Genomic DNA, 14827 nt, shown 5'->3' with positions numbered 1-14827 from the left:
GAAGTTGCCTTAAGGCTGCCTTGAGGCCGAAGCACGCCCAACCGGGAGGGAAAGGGCACCGGCGCCCGGCGTCCGCGTCGGCGTCGCCGCGTGACCGGCGCCCGCCCTTACTCCTCCGGTGGGAAGACCGCCTCCCCCGTGTCGCGCAGGGTGATGGTGATGGCCTCGACGGGGCAGCCTTCGGCGGCTGCCAGGACGGTTTCGGCGGCGGTGGAGTCGGGGGTGAGGGGGTGGGATTGGCGGGCGGAGTCGAGTTTGAAGGCGTTGGGGGCGGAGTTGACGCACATGCCGGAGCCGATGCAGACGGTGCGATCGACGTCGATGTGCCAGCGGTCGGGGGCGGTCACGGGGCCGTGGGCCCTGCGTAGCCGGGCGGGAGTTGGATCATTTTGTGTTCGAGGAATTCGCTGTAGCCCTCGGGGCCGAATTCGCGGCCGAGGCCGGAGTGTTTGTAGCCGCCGAAGGGGCCGAGCATGTCGAGGGCGAAGGTGTTGACGCTGTAGGTGCCGGTGCGGATGTGGCGGGCGATGTCGATGCCCTGCTCGATGTCGGCGGCCCAGACGCTGCCGGAGAGGCCGTAGTCGGAGTCGTTGGCGATGCGGATGGCGTCGGGTTCGTCGTCGTAGGGGAGGAGGCAGATGACGGGGCCGAAGATCTCCTCGCGGGCGATACGCATGGTGTTGGAGACGTCGCCGAAGAGGGTGGGCTCCACGTACCAGCCGGTGGGTTGGGCGGAGGGGCGGCCGCCTCCGGTGAGGACCTTGGCGCCTTCGGCCTGGCCGAGGGCGATGTAGTCGAGGGAGCGCCGGCGTTGGCGGCGGGCGACCAGGGGGCCGACCTGGGTGGCGGGGTCGAGGGGGTCGCCGGTGACGAGGGCGGAGGCAGCGGAGGCGAAGGCTTCGGCGATCTCGTCGTAGCGGGAGCGGGGGGCGAGGATGCGGGTCTGGGCGACGCAGGCCTGGCCGTTGTTCATCCAGGCGGAGGGGACGAGGCCGGCGACGGTGGCGGCGAGGTCGGCGTCGGGGAGGATGATGGCGGCGGACTTGCCGCCGAGCTCCAGGGTGACGCGGGTGAGGTTGCGGGCGGCGACCTCCATGACGCGCTTGCCGGCCGCGACCGAGCCGGTGAAGGAGACCTGGTCGATGCCGGGGTGGCCGACGAGGTATTCGCTGACCTCGCGGTCGGCGGGCAGGACGGAGAGCACGCCGTCCGGCAGCCCGGCCTCGCGGGCGATCTCCGCGAGGACGTACGCGTCGAGCGGGGCCTCGGGGGACGGCTTGAGGATCGCGGTGCAGCCGGCGAGCAGTGCGGGGGCGAGCTTGGCGGCGGCGGTGAACTGGGGGACGTTCCAGGGGATGACGGCGGCGACGACACCGACCGGCTCGCGGCGAACGACCAGGGGCCAGAGCACGCCGGGGCGCCGCTCCTCGTACGTGAAGTCACGGGCGACGCGGATCGCGGCGTCCCAGACCATGACGGCGCCCAGGGCCTGGCCCATGATGCTCCAGGAGATCGGTGAGCCGTTCTGGCTGCTGATGAGGCGGGCGATCTCCTCGTGGCGGGCGGCCACGGCGTCCTTGATGCGGGTGACGACGGCGATCCGCTCGTCGAGGGGCGTACGGGGCCAGGGGCCTTCGTCGAAGGCGCGGCGGGCTTCTGCGACGGCCCGGTCGACGTCGGCGCGGGAGGCGTGCGGTACGCGGCCGATGACCTGCTCGGTGTGGGGCGAGATGACGTCGATGGTGCCCGGGGTGTCGCCGTCGTCGCCGAGCGGGTCGACCAACTGCCCGCCGATGACGATCTGTCCGTGTTCGATGAGCTCGGTCATGGCGCCGGCCATCCTCTCTGACGTGCCGTCAGAATCGATACTGCTTCAGAACTGATACCAGTTCTAGTTATGGTGGGCAATGCATCGGGCGAGAGGGGATCCCATGGACCACGGCGGCGGCGTCTGGAGCATCCAGGTTCCGATCCCCGACAATCCGCTCGGCCACACGCTGGTGTACGCCATGGACACCGACCGCGGGCCGGTGCTCGTCGACACCGGGTGGGACGACCCGGAGTCGTACGAGGCCCTCACGCGCGGCCTGACGGACATCGGCACGTCCGTCGCCGACATCCACGGCGTTCTGGTCACCCACCACCACCCCGACCACCACGGCCTGTCGGCGAAGGTGCGGGAGGCGTCCGGCGCGTGGATCGCCATGCACGCGGCCGACATCGCTGTCGTGGAGCGCACGCGCGCCGCCGATCCCGGCGTCTGGGTGGACTACCTGCTCACCAGGCTCGCCGCCGCCGGGGCGCCCGACGAGCACCTCGCGCCACTGCGCGCGGCGAAGGCGGACGGGCGGATGCGGACCCTGCCGGGGACCCGGGCGGCGCTGCCGGACCGGGAGATCGTGCCGGGCGAGCGGCTGCCGCTGGCCGGGCGGCGGCTGCGGGCGGTGTGGACGCCGGGGCACACCCCGGGGCACGTATGCCTCTACGACGAGGACCGGGGGCGGCTCTTCTCCGGGGACCACCTTCTGCCCGGGATCACCCCGCACATCGGCCTCTACGAGGACCCGGAGGACGCCACGGTGACCGATCCGCTCGGCGACTACCTGGACTCCCTCGAGCGGATCGGCCGCCTGGACCCGGCGGAGGTGCTGCCGGCCCACCAGTACGCCTTCGGCGACGCGGCCGGGCGGGTGCGGGAGCTGCTGGCGCATCATGCGGAGCGGCTGGCGGCGTTGCGGGGGCTCGTCGCGGGGGCGCCACGGACGCCGTGGGAGCTGGCCGAGGTGATGGAGTGGAACCGGCCGTGGGAGCAGATCCCTTACGGGTCGCGGAACATCGCGGTCAGCGAGGCGGAGGCTCACTTGCGGCGACTGGTGAAGGCAGGGCTGGCGGAGGCGGTTCCAGGGAGCGACCCGGTGACGTATCGCGCTGTGTGACGGGTGCCGGTTGCGGTGCCGGTTTGCGGTGCCGGTCGTGGTGCCGGTCCGGGGCCTCCGGGGCTGGGGGTCCTGGACCGACATATTTACGTGCGTGACGGCCCCTCCGCTGCCTCACCCGGCATGCCGCACACAAATATGCGGAGCGTCCAGAACCCCCACCCCTGCGACCCCGCACCTCCCCGCCGTCGTTGCCTACCGGGTGGGTGACGTGGGTTGGTGGGTGCGACCCCGGACCTCCCCGCCGTCTTCCTCTGCACCATGCGGGGTTCCAAAGAAGCACCATGCGGGGCTCCGAAGAATCAGAGGCGCTGGATGATCGTCCCCGTGGCCAGTGCGCCGCCGGCGCACATGGTGATGAGGGCGAACTCCTTGTCCGTACGCTCGAGTTCGTGGAGGGCGGTGGTGATCAGGCGGGCGCCGGTGGCTCCCACGGGGTGGCCGAGGGCGATGGCGCCGCCGTTGACGTTGACCTTTTCGAGGTCCTGGTCGAAGACCTGGGCCCAGGAGAGGACGACGGAGGCGAAGGCCTCGTTGATCTCGACGAGGTCGATGTCGTTGAGGGACATGCCGGCTTTGCCGAGGACGGCTTTGGTCGCGTCGATGGGGCCGTCGAGGTGGTAGTGGGGGTCGGCGCCGACCAGGGCCTGGGCGACGATGCGGGCGCGGGGCTTGAGCCGGAGGGCGCGGGCCATGCGTTTGGAGGCCCACATGACGGCGGCGGCGCCGTCGGAGATCTGGGAGGAGTTGCCGGCGGTGTGGACGGCGGTGGGCATGATGGGCTTGAGGCCGGCGAGGGCGTCCATGGTGGTGTCGCGCAGGCCCTGGTCGCGGTCGACGAGGCGCCACATGCCCTGTCCGGCGAGTTGTTCCTCTTCGGTGGTGGGGACTTGTACGGCGAAGGTCTCGCGCTTGTAGCGTTCCTCGGCCCAGGCGCGGGCGGCGCGTTCCTGGGAGATGAGCCCGAGGCGGTCGACGTTCTCGCGAGTGATTCCGCGGCGGCGCGCGATGCGCTCGGCGGCCTCGAACTGGTTGGGCAGGTCTACGTTCCACTCGTCGGGGAAGGGCTTGCCCGGCCCGTGTTTGGATCCGCTGCCCAGCGGCACGCGGGACATGGCCTCGACGCCGCATCCGATGCCGATGTCGATGACGCCGGCGGCGACCATGTTGGCGACCATGTGGTTGGCCTGCTGGGAGGAGCCGCACTGACAGTCCACGGTCGTCGCGGCGGTCTCGTACGGCAGTCCGCAGGCGAGCCAGGCGTTGCGCGCGGGGTTCATGGACTGCTCGCCGGCGTGGGTGACGGTGCCGCCGACGATCTGCTCGACGGCATCGGGTTGGATGCCGGTGCGGCCGAGCAGTTCGCGGTAGGTCTCGCCCAGAAGGTAGGCGGGGTGGAGGTTGGCGAGCGCGCCGCCGCGCTTGCCTATGGGGGTGCGTACAGCTTCGACGATGACGGGTTCTGCGGCCATGACCTCGTCCTCTCCTCGGCCGCGGGGCGTCCCGGCGCCCGCGGGCAGAACTAGTACGCGTTCTAGTTCCACATGCAGTCTGCTTACCGGCGGTAGGGGCACGCAAGGGTCGTGCACACAATCCGTGGTGTCACTTCCCTTGCGACTTGGAGAACCCGTTACTACCGTCAACGGCGCATACGATCTGATTGACCGTCAGACTTGGAGTGGCCGATGTCCTCCTGCCCCGTCATTTCCGAAGGCTTCGACTTCACCGACCCGGGCGTCAACCAGCAGGCCATCCCGCTCCCCGAACTCGCGGCGCTGCGCCAGAGCGACCAGGTGTGGTGGGTCCGACAGCCGCACGGCATCGCCGGGTTCGGCGACGACGGCTACTGGGCCGTCACCCGCCACGCCGACGTCAAAGCGGTCTCCGTGGCGCCCGAGGTCTTCTCCTCGCGTACCAACACCGCGATCATCCGCTTCAACGAGCACATGCGGCGCGACCGGATCGACGCCCAGCAGCTGATCATCCTCAACCAGGACCCGCCCGAGCACACCCGGCTCCGCCAGATCGTCCAGCGCGGCTTCACCCCGCGGGCGATCCGGGCCCTGGAGGACTCACTGCGCGAGCGCGCCGAGCGCATCGTCTCCGGCGCGGCGGCACGCAAGAGCGGCAACTTCGTCACCGAGATCGCCGCCGAACTGCCGCTCCAGGCCATCGCCGACCTGATCGGCGTCCCGCAGGAGGACCGCGCCAAGATCTTCGACTGGTCGAACACGATGGTCGGTTACGACGACCCCGAACTCGCCATCACCGAGGAGATCGGCACCAACGCTTCGATCGAGCTTATTTCCTACGCCATGAACATGGCCGCCGAGCGCAAGGCCTGCCCGGCCCACGACATCGTCACCAAGCTCGTGGCCGCGGAGGACGAGGGCAATCTGACGGACGACGAGTTCGGCTTCTTCGTCCTCACCCTCGCCGTCGCCGGCAACGAGACCACGCGCAACGCCATCACCCACGGCATGCACGCCTTCCTCACCCATCCTGAGCAGTGGGAGGTCTTCCGGGCGCAGCGCCCTTCGACCACGGCCGACGAGATCGTACGGTGGGCCACCCCCATCACGTCCTTCCAGCGGACCGCCACCCGCGACACCGAACTCGGCGGCGCGCAGATCAAGGCCGGGGACCGGGTGGGGCTCTTCTACGCCTCCGCCAACAACGACCCCGAGGTCTTCGACCGCCCCGAGGCCTTCGACATCACCCGCGATCCGAATCCGCACCTCGGCTTCGGCGGCGGCGGCCCCCACTTCTGCCTCGGCGCCAGCCTGGCCCGTATGGAGATCGGCCTGATCTTCGGCGCCATCGCCGACACCCTCCCCGGCATCCGTCTCACCGGCGACCCACGCCGGCTGCGCTCGGCGTGGATCAACGGCGTGAAGGAGCTGCCGGTCGCCTATGGCCAGGGCAGCCTTTAGCCCTTGGCGGCGGCTTTGCGTACGTCGTCGAGCAGCGCGTACATCGTCGCGCCCGGGCAGTCCGTCGCCATCCAGTCGCGGTGGCCACCGACCGTGGTGACGTCCTTGGTCACGCCGTTGACCGGGTTGACGTATGTCACCTTCGCCTGCGGGTCGAGCCCGTGGAACCGGGTCAGGACCGCGATCAGCCGGGTGAGCGAGCTGCGGGCGGCGTCCGTCGGGCCCTGGTCGACCAGCGTGCCGAGCAGGGCGATGCCCAGGTTGCCGGAGTTGTAGCCGCCGGTGTGGAAGGCGGTGACGACGTTGCCGTCCTTGTCGTGGGCCGGGATGCCGTCGTCGCCGGAGTAGCGGCCCTCGTAGATCCGGCCGGCCTCGTCGATCAGGAAGTGGTAGCCGATGTCGCCCCAGTCGTTCGTGATCGCGTGGTACTGGTAGATCGCGCGGACCGTGGCGGCCGGGTCCGGGTCGCCGTTCGGGGTGTCGGTGTGATGGACCGTCAGCACCTGCGCCGGGTAGTACTTCGTCGGCGAGTTCTCCGTGCCGTCCGCCTTGAACCGCAGGGACTCGTCCGCGCCCCACGCGGCACGGGACAGATACGCCACCCCGCGCACCCGCGTCGTGTCCGCCGGCACCGCGACGCTCCGCTGCGGGCCGCCCGTGGTGTCGATCGCCAGCGAGCGTACGTCGGTCGCCCCGTCCGGCGCCTTCACGTCGTACGCGGTGGCATTCGGGGCGGCCAGCAGAGCCGTTCCACCGCCGTTCAGGTTCGTGCTCGCGCACCCGTCACCCTTGACGTCCTGCCAGGCGTCCGCGAAGCGGATCCCGGCGCCGTCCTGGTCGCCGGTCCAGCGCAGCCCCACGTAGTTCACCGGGAAAGCGACGGTGGCGGCTCCGGCGCCGCCGGCCGCCTTCGACCGGGTCTCCGGAAACTTCTCGGTCTTCGTACCGGCGGTGGACGCGGCGGACGTGGTGGACCCGTCGCTTTCGGTGGCCGCGAACACCATCGGCGTCACAGCCGCGCCGGCGGCCACCGCTCCGGCGGCCCCGATCACGCCCCGGCGCGACAGGCGCGACTTCGCGCGGTGGGACGGCGTGGTGGGGGGATGGGACATGGAGGTGACCTTTCGGTTCCTTGCATCTCACTGCGCGCCCGGCGTCGTCACAGGACGCTTCAACTGTCAACGGACCCTACCGGGCCCTCCCGCCCCCCGCCCGTCGGGGTCCCACCGTCCACCCCGTCGCGCCCGCCCACGACTCGGCAACCTCGACCACCAGGTCCACCACCGGGTCCTTGACGTCGACGTACGCGTCCAGATCGGCCACCGATCCCGCCAGCACCCTCTTGAACCGCGCATACGCCGGCACCGCCTCCGGATGCGCCCGGAACCAGTCCCGGAACAGCAGCGCCAGCCGCTCATTCGGCGAACCGGCCAGCCGCACATGGAGGTTGACGTCCAGATGGCCGGGGTGCCCGCGCCGCCGCCAGTACCGCTTCACCCAGCGCCCCGGGTCATCCTCGCGCCCGGCCGGCACGTGATCCCTCTCGTACGGCAACCGCTCGAACCCCCGCTCGCCCAACGCCCGCCCGAACGCCTCCGCCGCCGCATCCAGGTCACCGACGCTGAGCTGGAGGTCAAGGATCGGCTTGGCATCCATCCCCGGGATCGACGTACTGCCGATGTGCTCGGCCCGCAGCCCCAACGGCCCCAGCGCGGAACGTAGTTCGGTCAGCAGCGCGGTCGCCTGCGGCCGCCACGCGGGGTCGTACGGCACCACGACCGGGCGAGGGGGAGATACGTCGGTAGGCATTCGGCCGAGTGTACGCACCCGCGCCTGCCTGGCAGATCGAGCAGTTTTCGGTCCACCCCGACAGCTCCCGTCGTGCCCGAGCCGCGCGGTGCCCTCAGCGCAGGTCTGACGGGACCAGTGAGAACAGCACGAGGTCGACGCGGCCGGCGTGGACGAAGCCGGCGTTGCGGAGGATGCCCTCTTGGTGGAGGCCGGCCTTGAGGGCGACGCGTTGGGAGGCGGCGTTGGCGGTGGCGGCGCGGACCTCGGTGCGGGCGAAGTTCTGGTCGGTGAGGGCCCAGGCGGCGAGGAGGCGGGTGGCGTCGACGGCGATGCCCTGGCCGCGGGCCCAGGGGGCCGTCCAGTAGCCGATCTCGGTGACGAGGGAGCTCCAGCTGGTGCGGTTGAGGCCAATCGCGCCGAGGAGCCGGCCCGAGGGGGCGTCGGTGACGGCGAACTGGACGCCGTCGCCCGATTCGCGCAGCTCGTGGGCGGTGCGGGTGCACCAGTCCGTGGCGTGGTCAAGGGTGTAGGGGTTGGGCAGCGGCAGCCAGCGCTGGGTGAGTTCGTCGGAGCAGGCCGCGGCGGCGTCGGCGATGTCGGCGGCCTCGAAGGGGCGCAGGACGAGGCGGTCCGACTTCAGGACGGTTTCGGGGAACGTACTGGTCATGGTTACCGGGCTCGCCGGTAGACGCTGCAGTCCCGGGGGCGGGTGAGCCAGCCGCCGACGACGAGGTAACGGCGCAGGGCCGAGCAGTCGTCGTGGACGGTGAGGAGGGCGTGGTTGACCTCGGGCTCGGTGTAGTCACGGCCCTGCTCGAAGAGGGTCTCGGCGAGGTGGGCCAGGAGCTGTTCCCGGCGGGCTGTGCGGCGCGGGATGGAGGTCAGGCGGCCTCGGGAGAAGAGCGCGGACACCTCGTGGGCGCTGGTGGCGGACATGGCGGAAGCGTGGCACACCCCGTCCCCCACCAGCACCGCATTTAGGGGTGGGGCAGTATGGACGGCATGAGCGTCGTGAAGATCAATGTGCTGGCCGTCCCCGCTGAGCAGCGGGAGGTCCTGGAGAAGCGGTTCGCCTCGCGGGCCGGGTCCGTGGAGGGCTCGGACGGCTTCGAGTGGTTCGAGCTGCTGCGCCCGGTCGAGGGCACCGACAGCTACCTGGTGTACACCCGCTGGCGGAGCGAGGAGGACTTCCAGGCCTGGATGTCCGGCCCGATGCAGGCCGCGCACCAGGGTGGGGCCGATCGCCCGAAGCCCGCGGCGAGCGGCTCCACCCTGTGGTCGTTCGAGGTCGTTCAGTCAGCCGGCCCGCGGGCTTAGCAGCCGCTGTACGACTTCGCGGTACTGGCGCAGGACGACCCGCAGTTCCTCGGTGTCGGCGGCCTTGGCGCCGGCGCCCTGGCCCTGCCACGAGGAACGCAGGCGGGCCAGTGCCTCGTCCAGGACGTGGTCGGCCTCCTCGACCGCGTGGCGCGGCTGGTCGACGAAGCCGGTGACGGCCTGCTGGAGGCGCAGGGTGAGCTTGTCCGCGTCGCCGTTGACCTTCTCGGGCGGCTCAGGCGGGCGCTGGGCGGCGTACTCGGCCTGCCTGGTGGGCTCGGGCCGGTCGGGCCGCCTGGGCGGCTCGGTCGGCCTGGTCGGCTCGGGCCGTTCGGTCTGCTTGACGGGCTCGGTCCGCTCGGTCGGCCTGGTCGGCTCGGGCCGCTGCGCAGGCCTGGCGGACTCGGGCCGGTCAGTGGATTCGGGGTTGACGGTGCGATCGGCCGATTCGGCGTGTCGCTGCTCATTCATCAGCTGTTGCTCCTCGACGAGAGGTGAAGGCGGCCGGCACGGTGCTTGCTGCCATTGCCATTGCCGTTGCCCTTGGCGTTGCCGTGGTGCGGGTCGGGGTCCTGCGGGCCGGGCTTGACGAGTTCGTCGAAGAGCCCGCGGGCGCGTACGAGAACCGTGCGCAGCTCTTCGGTCGAGCCCTCGCCCTTCTGTGCCCGGGCGACGGCCGACCGCACGTCGCGGTACGTCTGGACGTACCGGGGCTGGTGGACGGACAGGGCGTCGATCTGCTCGCCGGACTCGGCCTCCGGGTAGCCGCGCTCGTGGACCAGGCGACCGAGCAGCGCCTCGGCCTGACCGACGGCCTGGGCAGGGGAATCCACGAACTGCTCCTGGACGCCGGTCCATTCGGCCGAGTAGCGCTCCCGCTCCTGCCAACTCAGCGGCCGCGCCTTGATCTCGCCGTGCCGCCGCAGCCGCTCCTGCAGCTCCTCGCGGGCGGCAGCCGTGTCTCCGTCGTGCCGCTCCACAGCGCGCTCGTACTCGGGGCCGAAGCGCCGCCGCAGGCTGCCCGCGCCGCTGCCGGGCCGCCGTACGATGCCGAATCCGACCGCGGCGACGAGCGCGAGGACGATCACGATCGCGGCGATGATGATGCCGGTTGTCATAGCTGCCTCTCAGGGCTGGACCTTCGGACGGAACAAGTGCCGTTGGGCATCGGGTTGCCGCCAGGACCGCGCTGAAACGCCGGCTACGTCAGGTGACCGCCTCGCCGGGCCTGTATTTGGCGGAGTCTCTCTGGCCACCGGGGCGGTCGGTGTCTCCTCCGCACAACTCGCCGGTGAGCTTGCTGAGTAGTGCCGCGAGTTCGGCGTGGCGGTCGGGGTCCCAGTCGCCGAGCAGGTCAGCGAGCACTTTGCGGCGGGCCTCGATGAGGAGCGCGGCGACTTCCTGGCCGCGTTCGGTGAGGACCAGCGGATTGCCCTCGCGGCGGGCGAGATGCCACTCCTCGACCTCCACCGCCGCCCGTTCGATGACCTCGCGCGGCACGGTGGTCTTCAGGGCGAGGTCGACCGGGTCGGCCGGTCCGGCCTTCGCGATCCGCAACAGCAGCCAGCTGGAGCCGGGGAAGAGGTCGAGCCCGGCCATCGTGGTGATGCGCGTGTACAGATCGCGCCGGGCGTCGCGGCTGCCGAGGATGGCGAGCCCGCGGGCGATCTCGTCCAGCGAGGAGCGTTCGACGGGGTTGGTGCCGATGGTCTCGCTCGCGTCGGGGACGGTCACCGAGCCGCGCAGCGGCTCCTCCTTGAGGAACCACGCCAGTACGAACGCGACGAGGACCACCGGCACCGCGTAGAGGAACACGCTCGTGATCGCGGTGGAGTAGGCGTGCAGCACGGCGGGCCGCACGTCCGCCGGGAGCCGGCCGACCGCGCGCGGGTCGGAGGTGATGGTCGACGGGTTGAAGCCGGCCGGGAGGGGCTTGCCCACCAGGGCGGCGGCGATTTTGTCGCCCAGCGTGTTGGCGAAGATGGTGCCGAAGATCGAGACGCCGAAGGACGCGCCGATCGACCGGAAGAAGGTCGCGCCGGACGTGGCCGCGCCCAGGTTCTCGTAACCGACCGCGTTCTGCACGGCGAGGATCAGCACCTGCATGACCAGGCCGAGCCCGAATCCGAAGACGACGAAGTACCCGCTCATCACCCAGGTGCTGGTGAACTCGTCGAGCTGGTGCAGGAGGAACAGGCCGACGGCGGTGACCGCCGTGCCGAGGATCGGGAAGATCTTGTAGTGGCCGGTGCGGGAGACGATCTGGCCGGAGCCGGTCGACGCCACGAGCATGCCGATCACCATCGGGATCATGTGCACGCCGGACAGGGTCGGCGAGTATCCGTGCACCACCTGGAGGAAGGTGGGCAGGAAGGTCATCGCCCCGAACATCGCGAAGCCGATGACGAAGGAGATGACCGAGCAGAGCCAGAAGGTGCGGATCCGGAAGAGGCGCAGGGGCATGACGGGTTCGACGGCGCGGCGCTCGATGAGGACGAAGGCCACGATCAGTACGCAGCCGAGCACCGCGAGACCGATGATCTGCGGAGAGCTCCAGGCCCAGGTCGTACCGCCGAGGGAGGCCATGAGGACCAGGGAGGTCGCGGCGGCGGCGACCGCGGCCATGCCGAGGTAGTCGATGCGGTGGCTGGTGCGGCGTACCGGGATGTGCAGGACGGAGGCGATGACGGCGAGGGCGATCAGGCCGATGGGCAGGTTGATGTAGAAGACCCAGCGCCAGCTGAGGTTGTCCACGAACACCCCGCCCAGCAGCGGCCCCAGGACACTCGACGCGCCGAACACCCCGCCGAACACGCCCTGGTAGCGGCCTCGGTCGCGCGGCGGCACGATGTCGCCGACGATCGCCATCGACAGCGCGATCAAGCCGCCGCCGCCGAGGCCCTGGAGGGCGCGGAAGGCGATGAGTTCGGCCATGTTCTGGGAGATGCCGCAGAGGGCGGAGCCGATGAGGAAGATGACGATGACGGTCTGGAAGAGCTTCTTCCGCCCGTACATGTCGCCGAGCTTTCCCCAGAGCGGGGTCGCGGCGGTGGACGCGAGCAGGTAGGCGGTGACCACCCAGGACAGATGCTGAATGCCGCCGAGTTCGCTGACGATGGTGGGCAGGGCGGTCGAGACGATCGTCTGGTCCAGCGCGGCCAGCAGCAGGCCGAGGGCGAGGGCGCCGATCGCCAGGTTCACACTGCGCTTGGCGGCGGCCGTCGTCGGGCCCTCGGGGGGCGCTTCGGAGGTCGTGTTCTGCGCCATGCCGCGCTCCTCGCCTTGATTCTCCGGTCAATATTCACACTGATCGACGGTATTGGCGCTATTTGCGCGCCCGGCTGGGCGGGGGGTGAGCCTGTGCACGGTCTGTGTCGGTCTGCATAATCACAGCGTCCAGGGGAGGTAGGCGGTGGCGACGGAAATGACGGAGCGCTGCGCGACGTGCAACGCGCCGGCCGAGGTCGACGGCAGACCCGGCTGCGGCTGCGCCACGCGCGCGGCCCAGCGGGAGGACGCGGTGGCCGAGGCGGCGGACTTCCATCCGCTGCGGGTACGGCCCTATGTGGCGGTCTCCGGTTCGGGCGGGGAGCCGGGCGGCGCCGTTCCCGAGCCGTACGTCGTGGAGCCCGCAGAGGCCGCCGACGCCGCGGCCGCGCCGCCGGAACCGCCCGAGGGCTCGGAGCCGTACGACGCCGATCCGGAGCCGTACGGCGATCCGGAAGCCTACGACGACGAGCCCGGCCGCCGCCGGGGGCCGGTCGTTGTCGCCGCCGCCGCCGTCGCGGCGACCGCTGTCGTCGTCGGCGCGGTCGTCCTCGCCACACAGCTCCTCGCCGGCAGCGACAGCTCCGAGCGGGTCCTGCCGGACAGCGACACCTCCGCACCCCAGCTCGTCCTTCCCTCCGCCGGCGCCTCCGTCTCGCGCGCCCCGTCCGCCTCCGCCTCCCGGTCCGCATCGGCCTCCGCCTCGGCGTCGGCCTCCCGCAGCGCCGCTTCGGGCTCCACGGGCGTCTCCGCCTCGCGCTCGCCCTCCCGGTCGGCGAGCAGCTCCCCGTCGCCGCGCCGCTCCGCCTCGCCCACCTCCGCCCCGGTCCTCAGCATGGGCGACCACGGCCCCGAGGTCGTCGAGCTCCAGACCCGGCTCCACAAGGTCTGGCTCTACAACGGCACCGTGGACGGCAACTACACCTCTGCCGTCCGCGACGCCGTCTCCCGCTACCAGGCCATCTACGGCGTCAAGGGCGACCCGGACGGCGTCTACGGCGCCCATACGCGGGCCTCGCTGGAGTCGAAGACGACCTATCCGTAGGAGCCCGGGGCGGGCCGGGTGACAGAATCGGCCCGTGGTGACAGACGGCTTCGGCCCGGCGGAATTCCAGCTCGTCCTGCTCCGCCGCATGGCGGACCACCAGCCCGCCCTGGTCGAGGACGCCCTCCGCACGCTCGGCGCGAGCCACGCCGACCTCCGCGAGGCCAACCGCCGCTGGCAGGCCTGGGGGCACGGCCGCCACGGGCCCCGGGGCGAGCGGCGGTACCGGATGGCACTGGGCGAGCCGGAGGCGGAGGAGACCCGCCGGGTGGGCGACCTGACGTTCCGGGCGCTGCGGTGGCCGGTACCGCTGTGGCCGAGCCTGTGCTTCGAGGTGCTGTGCGCGCCGCGAGGGACCGCCACGTGGAACGAGTGGCTGATCCGCGCCCCGGGCGAGGCCGGGCCGGCGCTGCGTGCGACCGAGGATCTGAAGCCGTGGTCGTGCACGGTCGACGAGGTGGCCAGGGCGTTCGCGCCCGCCGTGCCGATGGAGGGCGACGCGCCCAGCCGCTGGCGGCTGGGGTTCACGGACCCGGAGGACGGCGGGGCGCGCGTGGCGCACTTCACGTGGGGGCTGCTGCAGTACGTGGACTGACCCCTGCCGTACACGGACTGGCCCCCTGCCGTTCATCGACTGACCGCGTGACCCCCCTGGCGTAAAGCCCCTCGGGTTTTGTATCGTGTAGGAACAAAGTGGTTCCGCCCGTTTTCCCTGACCGGCGGGCGGGGCCACTGAGTACGAACGAGGAGCACGTATGCCGCAGTCCACGACCCCGTCCACTGCTGCGCTGTCCGCCCGCGCGCTGCTCCTCGACATGGACGGCACGCTGGTCAACTCCGACGCGGTGGTCGAGCGCTGCTGGCGCGGCTGGGCCGCCCGGCACGGCCTGGACGCCGACGCCGTCATGAAGGTCGTACACGGCCGCCAGGGCTACGCCACGATGGCGGTGCTACTGCCGGACCGCCCCATGGAGCAGAACCTCGCGGAGAACCGTGAGCTGCTCGCCCAGGAGACCGCCGACGTGAACGGCGTCCTGCCGATCGCCGGAGCGCCCGCCTTCATGGCCGCCCTCCAGGCCCTGCCGCACGCACTCGTCACCTCCGCCGACGACGCCCTCGCCCGCGCCCGCATGCAGGCGGCCGGGCTTCCGCTGCCGGAGATCATGGTGACGGCGGAACGGGTGAGCGCCAGCAAGCCGGACCCCGAGGGCTTCCTCAAGGGCGCGGCCGAGCTGGGCTTCGGCCCGGAGGACTGCGTCGTCTTCGAGGACTCCGAGGTCGGCATAGCCGCCGGCCGCGCCGCCGGAATGCGCGTCGTCGGCGTCGGCCCCCGGGCCGCCGCGCACGGCCCGACCGCCCACGTGGACTCCCTGGAGCAGGTGCGGGTCGAGGCCACCGCGGACGGCGGCCTCGTCCTCCACATCGGCTGACCAGCCCTGAGCCAGTGCCGCGCCCGGCAACGTTTGCCCCGCTCGCCGCCCTGGCACGGCCATCTGCGGCGTTGCCGAATCACGCAAGTACGGCCCAGTACGAGCGCG

General features: G+C 71.4%; 16 protein-coding genes. 6 read left to right on the top strand and 10 right to left on the bottom strand.

Annotation, left to right across the window (positions count from 1 at the left end):
• Positions 1 to 107 precede the first annotated feature (107 nt).
• Both ACFXJ5_RS32115 and ACFXJ5_RS32110 read right to left on the bottom strand, forming a co-directional pair.
• Complete coding sequence (locus tag ACFXJ5_RS32115; RefSeq protein WP_384638915.1) at positions 108 to 347, bottom strand: ferredoxin; 240 nt, start codon at positions 345 to 347, stop codon at positions 108 to 110.
• Positions 344 to 1828 (bottom strand): aldehyde dehydrogenase, encoded by a 1485-nt coding sequence (locus ACFXJ5_RS32110; protein WP_384638912.1) that lies wholly within the window; start codon positions 1826 to 1828, stop codon positions 344 to 346. The genes ACFXJ5_RS32115 and ACFXJ5_RS32110 overlap by 4 nt, the downstream gene beginning before the upstream one ends.
• A gap of 103 nt (positions 1829 to 1931) precedes the next feature.
• Between ACFXJ5_RS32110 and ACFXJ5_RS32105 the strand changes: the two genes are divergently transcribed.
• Positions 1932 to 2936, top strand: a complete 1005-nt coding sequence (locus ACFXJ5_RS32105; RefSeq protein WP_384638909.1) for an MBL fold metallo-hydrolase — start codon at positions 1932 to 1934, stop codon at positions 2934 to 2936.
• A gap of 302 nt (positions 2937 to 3238) precedes the next feature.
• Here ACFXJ5_RS32105 and ACFXJ5_RS32100 read toward each other — a convergent pair whose 3' ends face one another.
• Positions 3239 to 4408, bottom strand: a complete 1170-nt coding sequence (locus ACFXJ5_RS32100; RefSeq protein WP_384638906.1) for a steroid 3-ketoacyl-CoA thiolase — start codon at positions 4406 to 4408, stop codon at positions 3239 to 3241.
• A 213-nt stretch (positions 4409 to 4621) separates the two neighbouring features.
• On the opposite strand from ACFXJ5_RS32100, the gene ACFXJ5_RS32095 reads away from it, so the two are divergent.
• Positions 4622 to 5869 carry a cytochrome P450 gene (locus ACFXJ5_RS32095; protein ID WP_384638903.1) on the top strand — a complete coding sequence of 416 codons (1248 nt, stop codon included), beginning with the start codon at positions 4622 to 4624 and terminating at the stop codon, positions 5867 to 5869.
• Here ACFXJ5_RS32095 and ACFXJ5_RS32090 read toward each other — a convergent pair.
• The 4 genes from ACFXJ5_RS32090 to ACFXJ5_RS32075 form a co-directional block, all read right to left on the bottom strand.
• Positions 5866 to 6981, bottom strand: coding sequence for a peptidoglycan recognition family protein (locus ACFXJ5_RS32090; protein ID WP_384638900.1), 1116 nt, complete (start codon positions 6979 to 6981; stop codon positions 5866 to 5868). The two genes, ACFXJ5_RS32095 and ACFXJ5_RS32090, sit on opposite strands and share 4 nt — an antisense overlap.
• A gap of 76 nt (positions 6982 to 7057) precedes the next feature.
• The gene (locus ACFXJ5_RS32085) at positions 7058 to 7678 is read right to left on the bottom strand and encodes a GrpB family protein (protein ID WP_384638897.1); all 621 of its coding nucleotides are present in this window, start codon (positions 7676 to 7678) and stop codon (positions 7058 to 7060) included.
• A 94-nt stretch (positions 7679 to 7772) separates the two neighbouring features.
• Positions 7773 to 8327 carry a GNAT family N-acetyltransferase gene (locus ACFXJ5_RS32080; protein ID WP_384638894.1) on the bottom strand — a complete coding sequence of 185 codons (555 nt, stop codon included), beginning with the start codon at positions 8325 to 8327 and terminating at the stop codon, positions 7773 to 7775.
• A gap of 2 nt (positions 8328 to 8329) precedes the next feature.
• Positions 8330 to 8596 carry a DUF2087 domain-containing protein gene (locus tag ACFXJ5_RS32075; RefSeq protein ID WP_384638891.1) on the bottom strand — a complete coding sequence of 89 codons (267 nt, stop codon included), beginning with the start codon at positions 8594 to 8596 and terminating at the stop codon, positions 8330 to 8332.
• Between the two features lie 66 nt (positions 8597 to 8662).
• Here ACFXJ5_RS32075 and ACFXJ5_RS32070 point away from each other — a divergent pair, with 66 nt between their 5' ends.
• Positions 8663 to 8977, top strand: a complete 315-nt coding sequence (locus ACFXJ5_RS32070) for an antibiotic biosynthesis monooxygenase family protein (protein WP_384638889.1) — start codon at positions 8663 to 8665, stop codon at positions 8975 to 8977.
• Here ACFXJ5_RS32070 and ACFXJ5_RS32065 read toward each other — a convergent pair.
• The 3 genes from ACFXJ5_RS32065 to ACFXJ5_RS32055 all read right to left on the bottom strand — a co-directional run bounded on the left by ACFXJ5_RS32065 (position 8957) and on the right by ACFXJ5_RS32055 (position 12244).
• Positions 8957 to 9448 carry a hypothetical protein gene (locus tag ACFXJ5_RS32065; protein WP_384638886.1) on the bottom strand — a complete coding sequence of 164 codons (492 nt, stop codon included), beginning with the start codon at positions 9446 to 9448 and terminating at the stop codon, positions 8957 to 8959. The genes ACFXJ5_RS32070 and ACFXJ5_RS32065 overlap by 21 nt on opposite strands.
• Positions 9448 to 10095, bottom strand: coding sequence for a hypothetical protein (locus ACFXJ5_RS32060; RefSeq protein WP_384638884.1), 648 nt, complete (start codon positions 10093 to 10095; stop codon positions 9448 to 9450). The genes ACFXJ5_RS32065 and ACFXJ5_RS32060 overlap by 1 nt, the downstream gene beginning before the upstream one ends.
• Before the next feature lie 88 nt (positions 10096 to 10183).
• The gene (locus tag ACFXJ5_RS32055; RefSeq protein ID WP_384638881.1) at positions 10184 to 12244 is read right to left on the bottom strand and encodes a DHA2 family efflux MFS transporter permease subunit; all 2061 of its coding nucleotides are present in this window, start codon (positions 12242 to 12244) and stop codon (positions 10184 to 10186) included.
• Positions 12245 to 12389: 145 nt separating this feature from the next.
• Between ACFXJ5_RS32055 and ACFXJ5_RS32050 the strand changes: the two genes are divergently transcribed.
• From ACFXJ5_RS32050 to ACFXJ5_RS32040, 3 genes are all read left to right on the top strand, one after another.
• Complete coding sequence (locus ACFXJ5_RS32050) at positions 12390 to 13289, top strand: peptidoglycan-binding protein (RefSeq protein ID WP_384638879.1); 900 nt, start codon at positions 12390 to 12392, stop codon at positions 13287 to 13289.
• 88 nt (positions 13290 to 13377) lie between these two features.
• Entirely contained in the window at positions 13378 to 13884 is a 507-nt protein-coding gene (locus tag ACFXJ5_RS32045; RefSeq protein ID WP_384639071.1) for a hypothetical protein, read from the top strand.
• A gap of 160 nt (positions 13885 to 14044) precedes the next feature.
• Positions 14045 to 14719 carry an HAD-IA family hydrolase gene (locus tag ACFXJ5_RS32040; RefSeq protein WP_384638876.1) on the top strand — a complete coding sequence of 225 codons (675 nt, stop codon included), beginning with the start codon at positions 14045 to 14047 and terminating at the stop codon, positions 14717 to 14719.
• Positions 14720 to 14827 lie beyond the last annotated feature (108 nt).

Source organism: Streptomyces sp. NPDC059373 (genome assembly GCF_042751495.1).
GTDB lineage: Bacteria > Actinomycetota > Actinomycetes > Streptomycetales > Streptomycetaceae > Actinacidiphila.
The sequence above is the reverse complement of the archived record's forward strand: the minus strand, read 5'-3'. Positions and strand labels throughout refer to the sequence as shown.

Coding starts and splice junctions, on each gene's coding strand:
- ACFXJ5_RS32075 (WP_384638891.1), bottom strand. CDS start 8,596: ATGTCCGCCACCAGCGCCCACGAGGTGTCCGCGCTCTTCTCCCGAGGC.
- ACFXJ5_RS32110 (WP_384638912.1), bottom strand. CDS start 1,828: ATGACCGAGCTCATCGAACACGGACAGATCGTCATCGGCGGGCAGTTG.
- ACFXJ5_RS32105 (WP_384638909.1), top strand. CDS start 1,932: ATGGACCACGGCGGCGGCGTCTGGAGCATCCAGGTTCCGATCCCCGAC.
- ACFXJ5_RS32060 (WP_384638884.1), bottom strand. CDS start 10,095: ATGACAACCGGCATCATCATCGCCGCGATCGTGATCGTCCTCGCGCTC.
- ACFXJ5_RS32065 (WP_384638886.1), bottom strand. CDS start 9,448: ATGAATGAGCAGCGACACGCCGAATCGGCCGATCGCACCGTCAACCCC.
- ACFXJ5_RS32045 (WP_384639071.1), top strand. CDS start 13,378: ATGGCGGACCACCAGCCCGCCCTGGTCGAGGACGCCCTCCGCACGCTC.
- ACFXJ5_RS32040 (WP_384638876.1), top strand. CDS start 14,045: ATGCCGCAGTCCACGACCCCGTCCACTGCTGCGCTGTCCGCCCGCGCG.
- ACFXJ5_RS32055 (WP_384638881.1), bottom strand. CDS start 12,244: ATGGCGCAGAACACGACCTCCGAAGCGCCCCCCGAGGGCCCGACGACG.
- ACFXJ5_RS32070 (WP_384638889.1), top strand. CDS start 8,663: ATGAGCGTCGTGAAGATCAATGTGCTGGCCGTCCCCGCTGAGCAGCGG.
- ACFXJ5_RS32080 (WP_384638894.1), bottom strand. CDS start 8,327: ATGACCAGTACGTTCCCCGAAACCGTCCTGAAGTCGGACCGCCTCGTC.
- ACFXJ5_RS32095 (WP_384638903.1), top strand. CDS start 4,622: ATGTCCTCCTGCCCCGTCATTTCCGAAGGCTTCGACTTCACCGACCCG.
- ACFXJ5_RS32100 (WP_384638906.1), bottom strand. CDS start 4,408: ATGGCCGCAGAACCCGTCATCGTCGAAGCTGTACGCACCCCCATAGGC.
- ACFXJ5_RS32085 (WP_384638897.1), bottom strand. CDS start 7,678: ATGCCTACCGACGTATCTCCCCCTCGCCCGGTCGTGGTGCCGTACGAC.
- ACFXJ5_RS32090 (WP_384638900.1), bottom strand. CDS start 6,981: ATGTCCCATCCCCCCACCACGCCGTCCCACCGCGCGAAGTCGCGCCTG.